This is a genomic window from Syntrophomonas erecta subsp. sporosyntropha (genome assembly GCF_055395365.1).
The window spans coordinates 1990523-2010409 of sequence record NZ_AP042459.1; the positions used below are offsets into that span (position 1 = coordinate 1990523).

The 19887-nt window shown below is 44.5% G+C and carries 15 protein-coding genes and 1 riboswitch; of the genes, 13 read left to right on the top strand and 2 right to left on the bottom strand.

The features are described from left to right. Positions 1-192 precede the first annotated feature (192 nt). From ACZ5Q0_RS09650 to ACZ5Q0_RS09695, 10 genes are all read left to right on the top strand, one after another. Positions 193-2136, top strand: coding sequence for an oxidoreductase (locus ACZ5Q0_RS09650; RefSeq protein ID WP_447182502.1), 1944 nt, complete (start codon positions 193-195; stop codon positions 2134-2136). Between the two features lie 19 nt (positions 2137-2155). Then, entirely contained in the window at positions 2156-2884 is a 729-nt protein-coding gene (locus ACZ5Q0_RS09655; RefSeq protein ID WP_446818228.1) for a ribonuclease HII, read from the top strand. Beyond that, the gene (locus ACZ5Q0_RS09660; protein ID WP_447182503.1) at positions 2826-4400 is read left to right on the top strand and encodes a hypothetical protein; all 1575 of its coding nucleotides are present in this window, start codon (positions 2826-2828) and stop codon (positions 4398-4400) included. The genes ACZ5Q0_RS09655 and ACZ5Q0_RS09660 overlap by 59 nt, the downstream gene beginning before the upstream one ends. Before the next feature lie 82 nt (positions 4401-4482). Continuing rightward, a complete protein-coding gene (locus ACZ5Q0_RS09665) occupies positions 4483-4764 on the top strand; it encodes an EscU/YscU/HrcU family type III secretion system export apparatus switch protein (RefSeq protein ID WP_446818226.1) in 282 nt (93 codons plus the stop codon). After that, a complete protein-coding gene (locus ACZ5Q0_RS09670) occupies positions 4761-5108 on the top strand; it encodes a YraN family protein (protein ID WP_446818225.1) in 348 nt (115 codons plus the stop codon). The genes ACZ5Q0_RS09665 and ACZ5Q0_RS09670 overlap by 4 nt, the downstream gene beginning before the upstream one ends. A gap of 314 nt (positions 5109-5422) precedes the next feature. Next, on the top strand, positions 5423-6202 hold the full coding sequence (locus tag ACZ5Q0_RS09675) for a deoxyribonuclease IV (RefSeq protein ID WP_464827125.1): 780 nt from the start codon (positions 5423-5425) through the stop codon (positions 6200-6202). Between the two features lie 4 nt (positions 6203-6206). Beyond that, positions 6207-7052, top strand: coding sequence for a bifunctional 5,10-methylenetetrahydrofolate dehydrogenase/5,10-methenyltetrahydrofolate cyclohydrolase (locus ACZ5Q0_RS09680; protein WP_446818224.1), 846 nt, complete (start codon positions 6207-6209; stop codon positions 7050-7052). 54 nt (positions 7053-7106) lie between these two features. Further along, positions 7107-9278: a heavy metal translocating P-type ATPase gene (locus ACZ5Q0_RS09685; protein ID WP_446818223.1), complete on the top strand. Its 2172-nt coding sequence runs from the start codon at positions 7107-7109 to the stop codon at positions 9276-9278. Between the two features lie 333 nt (positions 9279-9611). After that, positions 9612-10712, top strand: coding sequence for a putative sulfate/molybdate transporter (locus ACZ5Q0_RS09690; RefSeq protein WP_446818222.1), 1101 nt, complete (start codon positions 9612-9614; stop codon positions 10710-10712). 734 nt (positions 10713-11446) lie between these two features. Further along, entirely contained in the window at positions 11447-12598 is a 1152-nt protein-coding gene (locus ACZ5Q0_RS09695) for a methyl-accepting chemotaxis protein (protein ID WP_446818221.1), read from the top strand. Positions 12599-12707: 109 nt separating this feature from the next. Here the strand turns inward: ACZ5Q0_RS09695 and ACZ5Q0_RS09700 are convergent, their stop codons facing one another. Then, positions 12708-13037, bottom strand: a complete 330-nt coding sequence (locus tag ACZ5Q0_RS09700; protein ID WP_446818220.1) for a phage holin family protein — start codon at positions 13035-13037, stop codon at positions 12708-12710. 149 nt (positions 13038-13186) lie between these two features. Beyond that, positions 13187-14719 carry a YifB family Mg chelatase-like AAA ATPase gene (locus ACZ5Q0_RS09705; RefSeq protein ID WP_464827305.1) on the bottom strand — a complete coding sequence of 511 codons (1533 nt, stop codon included), beginning with the start codon at positions 14717-14719 and terminating at the stop codon, positions 13187-13189. A 317-nt stretch (positions 14720-15036) separates the two neighbouring features. Between ACZ5Q0_RS09705 and ACZ5Q0_RS09710 the strand changes: the two genes are divergently transcribed. From ACZ5Q0_RS09710 to ACZ5Q0_RS09720, 3 genes are all read left to right on the top strand, one after another. After that, positions 15037-16458, top strand: coding sequence for a sensor histidine kinase (locus ACZ5Q0_RS09710; protein ID WP_464827126.1), 1422 nt, complete (start codon positions 15037-15039; stop codon positions 16456-16458). A gap of 189 nt (positions 16459-16647) precedes the next feature. Continuing rightward, positions 16648-16968 (top strand): Sec-independent protein translocase subunit TatA/TatB, encoded by a 321-nt coding sequence (locus ACZ5Q0_RS09715; RefSeq protein WP_446818217.1) that lies wholly within the window; start codon positions 16648-16650, stop codon positions 16966-16968. A 29-nt stretch (positions 16969-16997) separates the two neighbouring features. Then, a riboswitch (SAM riboswitch) is annotated at positions 16998-17096 on the top strand. A 286-nt stretch (positions 17097-17382) separates the two neighbouring features. Next, entirely contained in the window at positions 17383-19878 is a 2496-nt protein-coding gene (locus ACZ5Q0_RS09720; RefSeq protein ID WP_464827127.1) for a homocysteine S-methyltransferase family protein, read from the top strand. Positions 19879-19887: the final 9 nt, after the last annotated feature.

Sequence of the window (19887 nt, forward strand, 5' to 3'; positions counted from 1 at the left end):
TAAAAGATAAAATAAAGAGAAGGACTGCTATTATTTTGCGGTGTTCTTCTCTTTTTGTTTTTTCCAGTCCTATTAAGAAAGATTTAGAGATTTTATGTCGAAATAAGCCTAAGAGGAAGAGAAATACTTCGAGGCTTTATTATCCAATATGGTATAATATTTTTAAAATTAGGAAAGCGAGGCGTTTTTTCTATGAATTGTTACAAAACTTTGTTTTCGCCTGCGTTTATAGGCAGATATCTGGTGCAGAATCGTGTGGTTATGTCGCCGATGGCTACCGGCTACGCTTCGCTTGATGGTGAGGTAAGCCAGGCTACCCTTGATTATTATGGAGCCAGAGCCCGGGGGGGAGTAGGGTTAATCATAGTGGAAGCAGCCTGCGTGGACATGCCGGCTGGCTGCGAAGGATTTGGGCAGCTGCGTATTGACAATATGCGCTATATAAATGGATTAAACAGCCTGGCGGTAACTATAAAAAGTTATGGTGCCCGGGCTTTTATTCAGCTTTTTCATGCCGGCCGTCAAACCAGCTCGGTGGTTACCGGGGGAGTACCCCCAGTAGCTCCCAGTCCTTTGCCCTGCTCGTTTATTAGGGAAGTACCCCAACAGTTAGAAATTAATGAGATTGAAAGATTACGGGATTGTTTTATAAAATCAGCTCTTTATGCTGAAAGGGCAGGTTTTGATGGGGTTGAAATACATGCTGCCCATGGTTATCTGGTTAATCAGTTTCTTTCTCCTCACACTAATCACCGTACCGACTGTTACGGAGGAAGTCTGGAAAACAGAATGGCCTTTTTGCTAGAAATAGTAAACGGTATTAAGGGACAGGCCCCTAATCTGGCCCTAGGTGTTCGCCTTAATATTGATGATTTTATTGATGGTGGTCTAGGTATGAAGGAAAGCATCATCATTGCTCAAAAACTGGAGTCCTGTGGTGTAGATGTAATTAACTGCTCCTGCGGAACCTATGAATCTGGTCTCACCAGTATCGAGCCATCATCCTATGCAGAAGGCTGGCGGATGTACCTGTCCGAAGAAGTCAAAAAAGCGGTTAATATACCGGTAATAGGGGGAGGAATAATTCGTGATCCTAGCCAAGCCGAGGAGGTTATATCTACCGGGAAAACGGATTTTATCTTTCTGGGCCGGGCCTTATTAGCAGATAGTGATTGGGCTAAGAAAGCTCAGGAAGGGCGTTCTCGTGAGATAAGGCCCTGTATTATGTGTAATAAGTGTATAGAAAATAATTTTAAAGGGCTGCCGGTTCATTGTTCAGTTAATCCTACTACCGGGCGGGAACACCAGCTTAAGCTGGTTGAAGGCCAGCGTAGTTATCAGCCCCGGGTAGTGGTGGTGGGCAGCGGCCCGGCTGGAATGCAGGCGGCTATATCTTTGCAAAATCGAGGTTTTGAGGTAATTCTATATGAAAAAGAATCACAGGTAGGCGGTCTGCTTAACCTGGCTTGCCTGTCTCCGGGAAAACATTGGATAGCCCGTTTTCGGGATTACCTCAGTCGTCAATTATTCCGTTCGGGAGTAGATATACGGTTAAATTGTACCTATTCCGCCCAGGATTTACAGGAAACGCCGCCAGATTATCTTATACTGGCTACCGGCTCCCGACCAGTTGATCCTCCCTATTCCTGGATACAACCAGGTGGGTTTTTGCTTAATCTCAGAGAGGTGCTGGATGGAAAGGTTAAAATAAAGGGGAAAAATGTAGTTGTGTTAGGTGGGGGCTGTAATGGCTGTGAGGTAGCCGACTTCCTGGCGGTTAAAGGAAATCGGGTAACTATTGTGGAACAAAAGCGATTTTTAGCTCCGGCCATGGAAAAGAAAAATCGACGGGCTTTAATGAATAGGCTGGACCAGGCCGGGGTAGAAAAGTGTACTTCCAGCCGGGTTATAGATGTTACTGACCATAGTGTAGTAATAACTACCCAGGGGAAAGATACCCGGGTTTTAAGGCCGGATAATGTGGTTATTGCTTCTGGATTCGTTCCCGACCGCAGCCTGTATAATGAGGTGGTAGGTCAGCATTCTCGGGTATTGGTAATCGGTGATGCCCTGGAAGTTGGCGGTATAAGGGCGGCGGTACTTCAGGGCGAGATGCTGCAGGCCCGGTTGGGATAAAGGAGAGTCGAGTATATAAGTGACTAAAATAGATAACAATGAACAAGAATTAGATGAACAGGAAAGGCAGCGCTTGGAGCATATGAAACAGTATGAATACCAGGCCAGGTGCGAGGGATATGAGTATATTGCCGGATTAGATGAAGCCGGACGGGGGCCAATTGCCGGGCCGGTGGTGGCAGCTGTGGTTATCCTACCTCAGGATTTTAATTTACCCGGGGTAAATGATTCCAAACAATTAACTGCTGCCCGCCGGCGGCAATTAGTAGGGCACATAAAAGACAAGGCTTTAGATTGGGCGGCAGCAGCGGTTTATCCTCCGCTGCTGGATAAGATAAATATTTACCAGGCTACTGTTCAGGCTATGCAGTTGGCTGTAAACTGCCTGGAAATAAGACCGGATTGTTTGCTTATTGATGCTTTATCCTTAAAAGATATACATATACCCCAGCGAGCCATTATTAAAGGAGACAGTTTGAGTATATCCATTGCCTGTGCTTCCATTATCGCCAAAGTAGAACGGGATCAAATGATGGAAGGCTTCGAAAGTATTTATCCGGGATATGGATTTGCCCGACATAAGGGGTATGCTACCCGCCAGCATATAGAGGCGTTATTGGAAAAAGGGCCCTGCCCCATTCACCGGGTTAGTTTCGAACCGGTTAAATTTATGGTTACGGGAGGAGATTATGCAGAGCAACCCGGTCTCTTTGACCAAGGTGATGCTAAATATTACCGCACCAGGTAGTCCGGAATTGTTCCTTAGCCAGGGGGAGGTACTTAAGGGTATGGTTCAGGAAGTCAGAACTGATGGATTAGTAACTCTCCTGTTAAAAGGCCGGCTGATTGAAGCGGCGGCTGAGGCCAAGGTAGAACCGGGACAACAATTGTACCTGCGGGTGGATAATTTTAACCAAGGCAAAGCCTATTTGAAGGTTTTAACCCCGGAGATGCTTAGTAAAATTGAACAGGATAACTTATCGGCCCACCTGAGAAATCTAGGGATGCCGGTAAATAACCATCAACTGCAGGTGGCGGAGAAATTAATCCAGTATGGCTTGCCTGTAAGCCGGGATACTATGGCGGAAATGGCTCGGGGGCTGCAGATTTTAGGTGGTAATGATGCTCGTCATCTGGAATTGACTGCCTGGGCTATAAAAAATCAGATACCGGTAAGGGCGGATATTTTAGATCTTCTTAATCACTTGACTTCTTCCCCGGCTGGTATAGCCGGTTTATTGCGTGACCTGCTGACGACTCTGGAGAAAGCAGGGATAACATCCCGCCAGTTAGCAATGGCGGACAAAGCTGGGATGCTTCCCCGCCAGTGGGCCGGGTCAGAAAAGGTCCTGCTCAACCAACTGGCGGTAACCAAACCGGATGGAGGATTAGTGATACCTGATAAAGAAGTGTTAACGGTTCGGGAGAAGGTAGAAGGAAGTGCTGCTGCCCGGTTAAACTTTCCGGATGAGATTATTAAACAGGAGGGTGCTTTAACCAGCTCCCCAAATACAGGTGGTATGACCGGAGAGTTGGATTATGTCCGGGGTAGCGGAACAGAGGCTAGGGAAATGACGACATTAAGGCGGGTGCTGCTCCTTTTGCAGCCTTTAATCCAGGAAATGTCTCTTAACCTGGATACGAATCCGGAACAGTTACCGGCCAAACTAGCTAATATTATAAAAATGCAGCCGGAAATGGCTTATTTATTGAAGTTAGTAGAGATGCTGGGCCAGGAAGAAGCTACCCGGCTAAAAAATCCGTTGATAAATGAGGTGCTGGAAAAGTTAGGCCAGCTGGAGAAAGAACTTTCCAGCCAGCAGCTCATGAATGCCGCCAGCCGATCCGGGATGGATAGCTCCCTACCGTATTATTATGTTTCCTTGCCAGTGAAAATGGGAAAAGAATATGTTCCTTGTGAGCTGAGATTCCAGCGGGAGACTAACCGAAGTATGAACAGCCAGGAAGCCTTAAAAGTAATCGTTTCCCTGCAAACCTCACGAATGGGAAGGGTGCTTTTTCATGTTGACTGGCAGCGTCGGGGGGTTATTACTTTCCAGGGCGTGGTGCAAAGTGAGGCGGTGGGGCGGTTTATGGCTACCCATATTGCACTACTGGAGAAAGGACTTAGCACACTAGGGTATCAAGTGATTAACAAGGGAATAAAAACGGTTAGCCGGCCGGAAGAATACTGCCTGCGACCAGCTGTAGAAGAAGCTCACATGGCTGGTTATAAACCTTTAGGTGTAGATATTGTCGTTTAAAACGGTAATAACCTGAAGGGGTAAAATTTAAAATACGGGTTATAAAATTAGCCTATATTAGGGGTTAAAGGTGGGAGAGTTAGTGGAAAAGGAAAGAGAAAGGGCGGTGGCCCTGGGTTATAATCCTGATCACGATTCGGCACCAGTTGTAGTAGCCAGCGGGCAGGGTTACCTGGCGGAAAAAATTAAGGAAATAGCTCGTGCCAGTGGAGTTCCTCTTAAGAAGGATAGCGAACTGGCAGAGTATTTAATGGCCTTAGATTTGTACCAGGAGATTCCCCCGGAATTGTATCCTGTGGTAGCTGAAATATTAGCTTTTATTTATAATATGAACAGCCACTATCCGGAAGGTGATAAAGGATGAAAAAACGACTGGGAAAAAAAGGGGAAGACCTGGCGGTTAGTTTTTTAACTAACCAGGGTTATCGAATTTTGGAACGTAATTACTATACCCGCTTTGGTGAATTAGACATTATTTGCACCCGAGGCGGGCATATCATTTTTATAGAAGTAAAAACTAGAACTAGTGAACGCTTTGGTACCCCGGAAGAAGCGGTGACCCCGCATAAAATAGAGCACATCCGGCGGGCGGCTTTAAGCTATCTTAGTCAATGTAAAAGTGGTTACAGCCAGATCCGTTTTGATGTGATAGCGGTACGTTTCCAAAATGGGCATCCGATTTTTAATCATATTGAAAATGCTTTTTAAGAAGGTTTTTGATAAGATAACTTAAGAAAGATCTAACCTTAAGGGGTTTAAAGCCTTCACTAAGGTATCTGGCAGACGAAAAACCGGTGGCCCGGGCAGTATCCGGCCCAAGCTTAACTGTCCGGGCTACCTCCTTTCGATAAACCAGATTTTTTTATTTTTTATTCAGGTAGGATTTTTGTGGCAAGTTCGGGGAATTTGTCAATTACCTGAATGAGCAAAAGATGAGGTGAAAGAATATTAACAGAGTAACACCACCTATTGGGGCTCACTTACCTATAGGCAAAGGATTAAAGCATACAGCTGATGAAGCCGTGCGCCTGGGATTAGATGCCCTGCAGGTATTTTTACGCAATCCCCGCGGCCGGGGAGCCCGGCAGCTTAGCCAGGGCGAAGTAGATTATTTTAAGAAGGCGCTTAAAGATAATGCCATTGATCCGCTAGTAGTACATATCCCTTATATTTGTAATCCGGCGGCGGTTAAGGATGATTTATACCAGTTTGCCCTGGAAACCGTACAGCAGGATCTGGAACGCTGTGCCCTGGTGGGAGCAGATTTCCTGGTACTGCATCCCGGATCTTATACTACTTCTACAGTAGAAGCTGGAATTGAGCGGGTTTCTAAACTTTTAAATAAGGCACTAGAAAATTACTCCGGTGATACCATGATCCTGCTGGAAACTATGGCTGGACAAGGTTCAGAGCTGGGCAGTAATCTTGACGAACTGGTAAATATCATAAATGGGGTTAAACGTTCTGAATGTCTAGGGGTGTGTCTGGATACTTGTCATACCTTCGCTGCTGGATGGGATTGGACCCGCAGTGAAGAAATACCTGACCTGATGGCAGCTATTGATCAAGTTATAGGTCGGGACAGGATAAAGGTGATTCATGCTAATGACAGTGAAAAGGAGTTAGGTTCCAGGCGGGACCGGCATGCCCCCATCGGGCAAGGAATGATTGGTGAACAAGGATTTGCCGGTATGTTTAGGAATCCTTTTTTAGGTGCACTACCCTTTATATTGGAAACACCTTTTGAAACCGTTGATGAGGATATAAAAACATTGAAGCGAATTCGCCAGGAAGCTGGCTAGTTTATTGGAAAGGAAAGATACCATGTTGATTTACGGTAGGGAAATAAGGGATAAGCTGAAAAAACACATTCAGGAACAGGCGGCCTCAATGGAGATGAACCTGGTGGTACTGCAGGTAGGAGATGATCCGGCTTCGATGGCTTATGTAAATGGTATCCGCCGTTTTGGCAGTGAAACTGGTATCGGAGTGGATATTGTAAACCTGCCGGCCGGGACAGAAGAGGAGCAGGTACTAAAAACCATTGAGGAACTAAATGGTGATAAGGCGGTTACCGGGGTGATGATTCAAAAACCACTGCCGGATAACCTGGATATAAACCATCTCATAAATTCCCTGGATTATGATAAGGATGTAGAAGGAATTCATAATTTTAATCTGGGTAAACTTATCAGCGGTCAACCTGGGGTACAGCCCTGTACTCCTAAAGCTGTTATTCGCATGCTTAAAGAACATGATATCAGTATGGAAGGTAAACAGGTTACTATAGTAGGACGCAGTACTATTGTTGGTATGCCCCTGGCCGTTATGATGACGGCACAAAATGCTACCGTAACCTTGTGTCATTCCCGTACCCGTAACCTGGCTGATGAAACCCGTGGTGCCGACATATTAGTAGCAGCAGTGGGTAAGCGGGAATTTATTACCCCCGATATGGTAAAAGAGGGAGCCGTTATAATTGATGCGGGGATAAATGTGGATGAAAATGGGAAGGTATGGGGGGATGTGCACGAAAAAGCCCGTGATCGGGCATCGATAGCCAGTGCAGTACCTGGTGGTGTAGGAGTTATAACGGTAGCCGAACTATTTGACAACCTATGCTTCCTAGCCTCCAGAAAATACAGAAAATAACCGCGGGGAAGCAAGAGGGACCGTCCTCTTGCTTCCTGATGAGGGAGATTAGTGATGAAACAGGTTATAAATCTTAAAATATCTGGTATGTCGTGTGCTACCTGTTCACAACGCCTGGAAAAAAAGCTTAATACATTAGAAGGCGTAGAGTCAGCTACAGTTAATTTAGCCACTAACAAAGCTGTTGTGAATTATGATCCGGATATAATCAACCTGGGTGTGATTAAAGAAAATGTGGCTAAAATAGGCTTTTCTGCTGAAGAAGATACTGGTCTGGCTAATACGGAGCTTTTAAATGATGAAGATGCCCGGCAGTTGCGTAATTTGCTGATAGCTTCAGTAATATTAAGTGCGCCTATGATTATCGGCATGGTACTTACCGTGCTGGGACTTAATGTCCCTTTTTTGCATAATCCCTATGTACAATTAATTCTGGCTACACCGGTACAATTTATTATAGGTTATCGCTTCTATCGTAATGCTTACCTGGCGATTCGTTCCGGTGGTAGTAATATGGATGTCCTGGTAGCTTTAGGTACGACAGCGGCCTATTTTTTCAGCCTTTATAATATTGGGGTCGGTAATCACCAGAACATTTATTTTGAGACCTCGGCTACTATAATTACCCTTATATTGACAGGGAAGTATTTAGAAGCAGTAGCCAAGTTTAAAACAACTGAATCTATCCGGGCGCTAAGCGGGCTGCAGGCTAAAACAGCCCGGGTGGTCAGAGGGGATATGACGGTTGATATTCCGGTAGAAGAGGTGCAGGTAGGTGATATTATCCTCCTGCGTCCCGGGGAAAAGATATCAGTGGATGGTGAGGTTATAGAAGGGCGCACCCTGATTGATGAATCAATGCTGACTGGTGAGAGTATTCCCGTGGAAAAAGGACCTGGAGATGAAGTGGTAGGGGCTACGATTAATAAGACGGGCAGCCTAAAATTTAGGGTCACCAGGGTAGGGGACAATACTACCCTGGCACGTATTATTAAAATGGTGGAAGATGCCCAGGGCAGTAAAGCCCCTATTCAAAAACTGGCCGACCGGGTATCAGGTTTTTTTGTTCCTTCCATCATTATCATCAGCTTAGTTACCTTTATAGGGCAATACCTTTCTAACGGTAGTTTGACTACGGCAGTAACCACGGCGGTGGCTGTACTGGTTATTGCTTGCCCTTGTGCCCTAGGGCTGGCTACCCCTACTGCCATTATGGTAGGAACCGGGGTAGGTGCTGAACATGGGATATTTATCAAGGGTGGGGAATACCTAGAGACAGCTCACCAGATTGACACTTTAGTATTAGATAAGACCGGAACTATAACCCGGGGACAACCGGAAGTTACCGATATAGTATCTTTAGGCAGTATACCTGACGAAAAAATTATATACCTGGCCGGGATTGCGGAAAAAAATTCAGAACACCCTCTGGGAGAAGCGATATATAATCGGGCCTTAGAGCTGGCGGGAGAACTACCGGAGGGGGAGGAATTTGAGGCTTTACCTGGACTAGGGTTGCGGGCTTTAGTCGCTGGGCAGGCGGTTTTACTGGGAAATCGTACTTTGATGAAACAGCAACAGGTGGATATTACCCAGGGAGAAACTGCTATTAAGAAGCTGGAGGAGGCAGGTAAAACTGCTATGTTCATGGCTGTTAATGGCGAATTAGCAGGTATTATAGCGGTAGCTGATACAGTGCGGGAACATTCCGCGGCAGCAGTGGCGGAACTGAAGCGCATGGGGATTAAGATTTATATGCTCACTGGTGATAATGAGCGAACCGCTGGTGCAATTGCCAGTCAGGTGGGGATTGACCAGGTTATTGCCCAGGTATTGCCCGGTGATAAAGCTGACCAAATATTAGAACTGAAAAAGCAGGGTGGGGTGGTAGCCATGGTAGGAGATGGGATTAATGATGCTCCGGCACTGGCGGTGGCTGATATAGGTATCGCTATTGGTACTGGTACCGATGTAGCCATGGAAACTGCCCAGGTTACTCTTATGCGGGGAGATTTGCGAGCTATTCCCCTAGCCATAAGATTATCCCGTACCACCATGAAACATATTAAGCAAAATTTGTTTTGGGCTTTTATATATAATATTATTGGCATACCTTTTGCGGCCTTTGGTTATTTGTCCCCCATTATAGCTGGGGGAGCTATGGCACTAAGTTCAGTAACTGTAGTATCTAACTCATTACGATTAAAACGCTTCCGGGTCAGTTAGAGCAGTCTACACCGGGATAGCTGCGTTTCATTTAAAGTCCTCATAATAATAGAATGGAAGGATCATCTGCAGCCTGGTATGTGAAACAGAATAAGGCTGACGATCCTTCCTTTTCCTTTTTAAGGAGGAAGGCAGCACAAGAACTGTCCCTGTGCTGCCGGGCTGTCCTGGTTGCTTTTATTTCCATAAGCAGGAAAATACTTCATTATGGCGAATTAAGTTGATTAATGTGGGCTTGGATTATAAAGTCACCGGCCCATCGGTTTGCCAGGATCGCCAGGTTTGCTATAGGGGAAGGGGGGTGCTGATCTTCCCGCAAAGGAGCACTTACATATGGATAAGCATAGCAGATTAGGACTTTTAAATGAGTTATCAGGTTCCCTGGGAGATTTGGGGACTTTCTTACCACATGTTCTGGCGGCTATTACCGTGGCTGGGCTGGATGCTACCAGTATATTTACAGGTTTTGGGATATTTTATATTTTTAGCGGATGGTTTTATGGTATACCTATGGCGGTACAGCCTATGAAGGCGGCTTCCGCAGCGATTTTGGTCGAAAAAGTACCTCCAGAAGGGGTAGCAGCAGCGGGAATATTAATGGGAGCTATATTGTTGTTTTTGGGTATTACCGGTTTAATAGAGCGTTTAGCTAGAATTACCCCCCGGGGAGTAACGGCTGGAATCCAGTTGGGCTTAGGGTTATCGTTGGCTATATTAGGAATGCATATGGCTTTAACTGATTTGTGGCTGGGAACTATTATGCTGGTGTTAATGCTGGTACTTCTTTATTTTAAAAAACTCCCCACCGCCCTTATTATACTGGTAGTCGGTACCATAGTAGGGTTATGGCTTCATCCTCCTCAATCTTGGCCTGAGTTTATTCCGGCCTTACATATCCCTGAATTTATCTGGCCCCAGGCCCGGGATTTTGGGCAGGCTTTTGTTCTGATTACACTGCCCCAACTGCCTTTAACATTGACTAATGCCGTACTGGTAACTACCGTTATATCCCAGGAGCTATATGGTGCCAAGGCTGAACGGGTTACAGAGAAAAATCTATCTTTAACCATGGGGGCAGCCAACCTTTTAGCTGCCCCTTGGGGAGGCTACATGATGTGCCATGGTAGTGGGGGAGTGGCAGCTCATTATCGTTATGGGGGCAGAACCCGATTGACTCCATTTATAATGGGATTACTGCTGGTGTTAGCGGGTGTTTTGCTGGGTAAAGATGCAGTATCTTGGCTATTGCTGGTGCCGGAAGCAGTATTAGGGGCGCTGCTTTTTTTTAGTGGGCTTGATCTGGCCCGGGCAGCACGGGTGGATGATGACCAAGGGGAATGGTTTCTAGCTTTACTGGTAGCGGCTCTGACTTTGGCAGTAAATCCGGCCATAGCATTTTTATCGGGCATACTGATTCATAAAGGAACCAGGTGATTAAGGAGAAGTTATCTAGCGCTAATAACTGGTAGTACTGTTGTTAATGGCAGTATTATTAATTTTTTAGATTTAGATAAAACGGTAATCCTTTATGGAACTAGTATTGCTGGACCCGCTTATTTAATGGGCTTACAGCGTTTCTGCCCACTGGCGCAATAAGAAATTACGTAGGGTAGGAACTGCAGTCTGATAATAAAGACCGTTTAATGAGATTTTGCTTTAAGGTTAAGCCGAATCAGTTGTTTTGGCAGTTTAGCTGCCTAGAAGTTATTCGCCATTTGTAGTTTTGAGTTACCTGTTTCAGTTAAGCTGTAATATAGTCCGATTACAGTTGTGATGGGTCGATTTACTTAATTGCTTAGCCAGGGAAGTTTGGTTTTTATATAAGCAAGTTCTTGATGATAAACGGGACGTAGGTCCGGTATAAAAGATACTTATATCATTGTATAATGGTGGTATATCGGGCTTAGGTCCTCAATTATGATAGTGATGGTATCTAAAAGTATCCTCCTATTAAGTTAAGGCCACCAGGGGGCATACATTTTTTTAAGAACTTGCTATTAGATCTGGGAGGTTTTGTAGCAAGTTCAGTTGGGGCAAACTTATTATTTTTCTTGTACACGATGTTGTTAATATATCGACAGGAGATTCATTCTTTACAGATATATTTCGGGGAATAGACACAGCTTCTTCTGGTTTCCTGCCATTTTATTTAAGGGAGTTGAATATGGATGATTACCTTGGAATATTTGGAAGCTTTTAAGGAATTAGTGCCTTTCATGGTAGATACTTTTCCGGGTGGAGCTGTATTTGCCGCTACTGATCATGATACCATCCTGTGGAAGATCCCTTCACAAGAGTTTGATATTCCTCAGTTTATGGTGGGGGGAAAGGTAAGAGCAGAAGGGGCTGCTGCCCAGGCTATCAAGCAAAATAATGTTGTAACCGAAAAAATTGCCCGGCAGATTTACGGCATGAGGGTAATTATGACTTCCATTCCAGTGTGTAATGAAGAGGGACAACCGGTTCAATCCTTGTGTATAATTGTGCCGCGGCTGCACCCGATAGCTCGTTCTTTTGGCGATTTTGCTCCTATTATAGCTAATATGTTTTCAGAAGGAGCTTTTTTATATATGACTGATCTGCAGAAGATAGCTTATCGACAGGCTTCCGACAAGTTTGATATGCCGGGCCTTAATTTAGGTGATCCCATTAAAGAAGGATTTATTGCTAGTCGAGCTATTAAAAGTAAGCAACTAGCGATAGAAGAGTTGGATGCCAGTGTATATGGAGTACCGGTACTAATAATGAGTAATCCCTGTTTTGATGAAGATGATAGCAACAAAGTAGTGGCTACCTTCAATATTGCTTTACCTAAGCAAACTGCAGTTAATCTGCGTAATTTAGCCGGCAATTTAAAAAACAGTCTGCAGGAAATTTCAGCAGTAGTAGAAGAATTAGCAGCTTCGGCTTCTAATATAAATTTAAACGAAAAACAATTAAATGAAAAAATTGAAGAAGTAAACAAAATGGCTGATGAAATTAGTGAGGTTTTATCTTTTATTAAACAGATTGCCGATGAAACTAAAATGTTAGGTCTTAACGCTGCTATTGAAGCGGCCCGGGCTGGAGATGCCGGACGTGGATTTGGAGTAGTTGCTAAAGAAATACGCAAATTATCCGATGAATCAAAGCAAACAGTTATCAGTATCAGGGATTTAATTACTAATATAAAAAATGATGTTGCTACCACTACTCACAAAAGCAAAATCAATCTGCAATCTAGTGAAGAGCAGGCAGCAGCCACTGAAGAGATAACGGCCAGTATAGAGGAAATTACCAGTATGGCAGAGGAACTGGATCGGATAGCCCGTGAAATGTAGTATTGCCAGGTGAGATGAAAGAATGAGAGTACCTCTAGTCAAGGAAAAAGGCTGTTGACCATACTCAACAGCCTTGACTAAGGGTGTCTATTGCTGAGGGATTGTTAGCTCAGCGTAATTCTGTGGGTACGAAAGCATCGATAATACCGATGACCAGCGCAGCGAGCAAGCTTCCCAGCAGTGAAACAGATAGGTAATTGGGGACGATAAACTGGGCTACGTAAATAACTACTGCTGCGGTTATAAATCCCACAATTCCACGGGAGCGCGGGGATATTTTATCTCCCAGTATTGCCTCAACCGCATAGCCCAGTGCAGCGATAACGATGGCAGCAATTAGTGCCCCTACAAATCCGGACACAGTGACTCCCGGAACCAGGAATCCTACCAGCATTAACACCAGAGCTGATACCACGAAACGCACAATTGCTCCTATCAAAGGAATTTGCCTCCTTTCAAAAAGCTAGGTTAGTAAGCGTTTTCATGCTTATGATTCCTTACCCCGGGAGAAAATATGCGTTGTGGAAAGAAAACTCTTAATGAAAAAATCTTTGGTATTATCCACAATCATGCCAGATATAACTACACTTAGTTTTCCCAATACTTGCGATCTAATCCACGATACTGGAGCGATTCTGCCAGGTGGTGGATTTTAATGTGGTTAGAGTGGTCTAAGTCGGCAATAGTACGGGCTACTTTTAGAATACGGTCATAGGCACGGGCGCTTAATTTAAGCCTTTGAAATACATTTTTTAAAAGGTCCTCTGATTCATGGTCCAGGCGGCAAAATAGTTTTACCTGGGCCGGATTCATTTGTGAATTAAGTTTAATGGGATAATCAGTAAAGCGAATCTTTTGTATTTCCCGGGCCTCGCTTACCTGATCCCTGATGGTGCCCGAGTTTTCCTGAGGTTGAGGCTGGTGAAGTTCGTCAAAATTGACCCGTGAGACCTCGACATGCATATCCAGCCGGTCTAAGAGCGGGCCGCTGATGCGGTTTAGGTAATTGCGAATTTGTAAAGGTGAGCAGCGGCATTCTAAATCTGATCCAAAATTTCCACAAGGACATGGGTTCATGGAAGCGATAAGACTGAAATTGGCCGGAAAGGTGTAGGTAGCCTGGGAACGGGCAATAGTTACAACTTTATCTTCTAACGGCTGCCGCAGGGATTCCAATACATCCCGACTAAATTCAGGTAATTCATCGAGAAATAAAACTCCATTTTGAGCTAAACTTATTTCACCTGGGCGGGGGATTTTCCCCCCACCGATAATACTGGCTGCAGAGGCATTTTTGTGCGGTGACCGAAACGGTCTGCTGCCAATTAGCGGATGAAGCGGGTCCAGGAGACCAGTCACGGAGTAAATCCTGGTAGTTTCCAGTATTTCTTCCCGGGTCATAGGGGGAAGGATTCCTGGCAAACGCCGGGCCAGCATAGTTTTACCACCACCGGGAGGACCAATGAGTAGTACGTTATGCATGCCGGCAGCAGCTATTTGCAGGGCTTTTTTAGCAGCCTCCTGTCCCCGGACCTCACTAAAATCAGGTGAATTATGTAAATCTAAAGCCTGGTCAAAGTTTATTTCCGGCCAGGGAGCAAGTTCAATATAGCCATCAAGATAGTGACAGATTTGCTGCAAGTTTTTCACCCCGAAAATATTCACCGTACCTGCCAGGGCGGCTTCGTTGCCATTATCATGGGGAACTATGAAGTTGATTGTGCGGGTAAGCCCGGGCTGTAAAGCCATGGGCAGGATACCAGGGACTTTGCGGATGGTACCATCCAGAGAAAGCTCTCCTGCTAAATAATAATGCTCTAAACTCCTATTTACAATTTGCCCAGAAGCCAGTAAAATACCCACCGCAATAGGAAGATCAAAATGACTGCCTTCTTTTTTAAGGTCAGCGGGAGCTAGATTGACTATAATTTTGCGATTGGGAAATTGGTAGCCGGAGTTTTTAATGGCGGAACGTACTCTCTCCCGGGCTTCGCGAATTGAAGCCGACGCCAGGCCGACGATATCGAAGCCCGGCAAGCCATTTTGTAAATCTACCTCCACCCTTACCAGATGAGCATCAATTCCAGTTATGACTAGAGTTTTCAGGGAAGCCAGCACCATTATCACCTACGTTTATGAATATTACCTTATTTTAACACAGGTGATTAAATATGGCTTTATAACAGGGCTGTTTATTATCATAATGTGGGAAAAATATATTTGAGGTCAATGATTTGTTAAATTGAGTAGGAATAGATATCTATTGGGGAACATAATTAACCATAATACAATATTATTGGACGAAGATTGACATAAACTTGGCTTTATATGGAAAATGTTGTAATATAGTGATAAGATCTAATAAATACAGCTTATCTTACAGGTGATTTGAACTAGGTGAAACAGAAACAAACTTAAAAATAGAAAATAGAGAGCAGGTGAATCAGGTGAACCCTATGCCCATTGGCGTTTTAGCCTATAATGGTTTTTTATCTGGTTTGTTATCCACCTGGCTAGGTCTATTAATGGTAAATATAAAGCCTAGTTTTCGTAAACTCCTTCTGGCGGCCTGTGTTTTTGCTATTCTATCCACTTGCATTCGTAGTTTATCCAATCAGCTCGAATTAATATTCATACTATTATTGTTAGTCCAGGCTTTTATTATTATAGTTTCCTGGAATCTTAATATGGTCAGGGCTTTAATTACGGCGGCATTAGGAATTATTCCCCTAGCGTTAAGTGAGGCTCTGGTCGCATCAGTGACCTTAAATTTGTTTGAGCAGGCTCCTCCAGGTTTTTTTGACAATTTGTTAGTCTGGATACTAGTTCCTTTACCGCAATACCTCCTGGTAGGAGTAGGTATTTTTATCGCCATTAGGTTTCATATGTACCTGCTGGACTACCCGGTGTTGGATATGGTAACTGATCCCCGGCGTAATAAGGTTATTTTAGGATTACTAACCGTTTTAGGCTGCTTTTTGGTTTTACAAAGTATTTGGAATATCACAGCTTTTAGTAGACAGTCCCATTTTTCGAAAACTTTGAGCTTATCACAGCTGGGGTTTTGTGCTAATATCACCCTGGTAGTTGCAGTAGTAGTTACTGCTCTTTTGATCAAAGAACTGTTTAAATTAACTAATCGGGAAAGTGATTATTTGGCTCAGCTAGGTTACCTGCAAACCCTTAACGAATTACATACTGCTTTTAGGGCCCAAAATCATGATTTAATTAATCATTTTCAAACCTTGTATGGTTTTCTGCAGTTAGGGCAATCTGGAGAAGCACAGAAATATTTGGCGGAGCTTATGGGAGATACCCTTAATTCAGATCAGTTTGTTAAAGTGGGAGTGCCGGGATTATCAGCATTGTTTTATATTAAATCGGGATTGGCCAGGGCTAATGGAATACGCTTTAATGTAGAAATTAGCAGTCCGATGAAAAGGGTAAAGATTCCAGATTACGAGCTTAATAATATTCTGGGCAATCTGATTAATAATGCTTTTGATTATGTAAAGGGATTAGATTACCAAAACCGGGTAGTTAATGTGAAAATGAGTGAGGGGAAAAATAACAATTATATTATAGAAGTCCTAAACCCTGGTATTATTCCGCCCCATATAATTAAAAAAATGTTTACCCCCGGTTTTACTACTAAACCGGGAGATCATTCCGGTTTGGGACTATATATTGTAAGGCAGCTGATAGAAAAGTATGAAGGTAGTATGGAGTTGTTAAATACCTCGGGGCAGGTCCATTTCTGGATTTGTTTACCGCAAAAAAGTAAGCTTAATAGTGAACATGGTTTACCGGCTGGTTCCAATGCTAATGAAAGAGATAATCACCCGGTATTTAGCGGTTAAGTAGATGAATGAAAATTCGGTGTAAGAATTTAAGCATGTTTTAGACTATCCTGATCTGGTGTTGATATGGGATAAAATATAGATGGTAGGGATATGATCTATGTATCTGTAATTCAGAAAGCAATTGCACGGTTTGGAAAATACAAGTACAATGTACTCAGAAATCAGTTTGCAGCCAGGAGGTAAAAGATGTTTGCTTTTATTGGGAATATAGGTCCCTGGGAGTTAATTTTAATCCTGCTGGTGGCCCTAATTGTGGTAGGTCCGGGCAAGCTGCCGGAGGTCGCCAAATCCATGGGCAAGGCATTGGGGGAGTTTAAGAGAGCTACCTCAGGAGTTAAAAAAGATTTTGAAGATGCTATTCGGATGGATACCCCTGCCTCCTCGGCTAAGCCGGCCAGGTATAATTCCACTGGCTATGAAGATGAAATAATTATAAATGAGGAGGATATGGCTCCGGAAGAAGATGATGAGGAGGATTCTGTAATAGCTAAAAAGGAGATCCCGTAGCTGATAAATAAATTAAATTGGCATAAAGACTCTTATCCAGAGAGGTGGAGGGACTGGCCCGATGAAACCCGGCAACCGCCCACAGAGGCATGGTGCTAATTCCTGCAGGTTATCCTGGCAGATGAGAGGGAGAGCTGGCATTAAATATAAAAAAACCCCTCTTTCATGCAAAGAGGGGTTTTTTATACTTAATGCTAATTTATGGTTACGTATATCTTCCGGTGAGATTTTGTATTTCTAATTTATTTATGGAAATGCATAAATATGTAGAGTGATATTAGAAATATATGAAAGGCTTTTTTAGCCTGGAAAGTAAAACCAGGTTTTTATAGAACCTAAACATATGAGAATGGTTAGATAACAATTATTTATAACTGAAAGGGGATGCTGGAGTTGTCCGGGGACTTATACAAGATGTTAAAAGAACAGGTTTTGATATTAGATGGTGCCATGGGAACTATGCTGCAGGAAAGGGGAATGAGCCCCGGACAGTGTCCAGAGTTATTTGGCATTGAAAATCCCTCGGTACTTGAAGATATTCATTACCAGTATGTTCATGCGGGAGCCAATATAATTCAGACTAATACTTTTGGGGCGAATGCTTTTAAATTGAAAGAATATGGACTTAAGGAGCAGGTGACGGAGATTAATACGGAAGCAGTAAGGATAGCCCGTCGCACTGCAGGCCACCATACCCTGGTAGCAGCTTCTATAGGGCCTACTGGACAATTGCTGGCCCCTATGGGTGAGGTGGGTTTTGATGAAATTTACCAAGCTTTTAGCGAGCAGGTCAAGGCCTGTGAAAATGCAGGAGCTGACCTGATTTCTATAGAAACGATGACCGATATTGGAGAGATGAGAATTGCCCTGATTGCGGCCCGGGCTAATACCCGTCTACCAGTTTTGGCTCACCTGAGTTTCGAGGCGGACGGGCGAACTATGATGGGGACTGATCCTATAACTGCTCTGATTACCCTGGAGGCCTTACAACCTCTGGCCATAGGGGCTAATTGCTCGGGAGGAGCACGGGAACTCTTACCGGTCATAGAGCTTTTAAGCAGGCATACCAGCCAGTATTTGTCAGTGGAGCCGAATGCCGGGCTGCCTAGCTTAATTGAGGGTAAAACGGTTTTTCCGGATACTCCGGAAGAAATGGCTGAGTATGCCTTGATGCTCAGGGTGGCCGGGGCCAATATCATCGGAGGATGCTGTGGAACCACTCCCCGGCATATCCAGGCTATGGCCAGTGTTCTAAAAGGGATGCCGCCAATAAAACGCGATTACCATCCTTTACGCGGGCTAGCTTCTCGCAGCCGTTATATTCTGGTGGGGGAAAAGGAACCGCTGGCTTTTATTGGGGAGCGCATCAATCCTACGGCCCGCAAAAAACTGGCCCAGGATATAAAAGAAGGCCGTATGCAGATGGTCATGGAGGAGGCTAAGAAGCAAGCTAACAGTGGAGCACCCATATTAGATGTGAATATGGGGGTCCCGGGAATAGATGAACCGGCGGCTATGAGCAAAGCAGTTCTGGATATTCAGGCAGCTATTGATATACCTATTTCCCTGGATTCTGCCAACCATGAAGCTATTGAAGCCGGGCTCAAGTCGTTTGTGGGGCGGCCCCTTATTAATTCTACTACCGGCGAAGATAAACAGTTAGAAGTTCTCTTGCCCCTGGCCCACAAGTATGGGGCGGCAATTCTAGGTTTATGCCTGGATGAACAGGGTATACCTGCCGATGCCAAGGGGCGGTTAGCGGTTGCTCGTAAAATATATGCCCGGGCCAAAGAATATGGATTAAGGGATGAAGATATATATATCGATTGCCTGGTTAAGACTGCCAGTGCAGAGCAAGCCCAGGTCATGGAGACTATTCAGGCTTTACAGATGGTTAAAAACGAACTGGGAGTAGGTACGGTGCTGGGGGTCAGTAATGTTTCCCACGGCCTGCCGGCCCGGGAGGTGATTAACTCAGCTTATCTGGCTATGGCCTGGGCAGCAGGATTAGATTTACCTATTTTAAACCCCTTTGATGAACGAATGATGGATGTTACCAGGGCAGCAGCGGTATTGCTTAATCGTGACCGTGACTGTGGGGCATTTATTGAATACTACCGTAATTACCAGTCGGCACAGCCTGTTTCTCCAGGGGGAGGACATAGCATTTGCCGGGAGTGTAATATTCCCCACCTGATAGAAGGCATGACGGTTAAAGTTGAACCTAAGAAAGTACCGGATGCCAGCCCGGAAACCAGGTTAGCTAAGGATGAATCAATTATCGGTCTTTTACAAAAAGCGGTATTGGAAGGCAATCGGGAGGGGATAGAGAATCTGGTTTATGAAGCCCTTAATAAACAACAGATGGATCCTATGGAGGTTGTTAGCCAGGGCTTGATACCAGGCATTGAAAAGGCTGGGGAACTATATGATCAAAAAAAGTATTTTCTTCCCCAACTCATGGGGGCAGCGGAAGCTATGAAAAAGGCTTTTGCCCTGGTAAAACCACATATGGCCGGGAAACAGGCTCAATTTCAAGGGGTAATAGTGATGGCTACAGTAGAAGGGGATATACATGATATCGGCAAGAATATTGTTTCCGTATTGCTGGAAAACTACGGTTTCAAAGTGGTGGATTTGGGGAAGGATGTGTCTGCTGAGCAGATTTTAAATGCGGCGCAGAAAGAGAAGGCTGATATCATTGGCTTAAGCGCTTTAATGACGACGACCATGCCCCGGATGCAGGAAGTGATTGAAGGGGTAAAAAACAGAGGTCTGGATTGTCAGGTTATGGTAGGTGGAGCGGTTCTTACCCAGGATTATGCGGATAGTATTGGGGCTGATGGCTATTCGGACGATGCCCGGGCAGCAGTTATGACAGCGCAAAGACTGCTGGGATTGCTAAAATAAAAAAAGGGG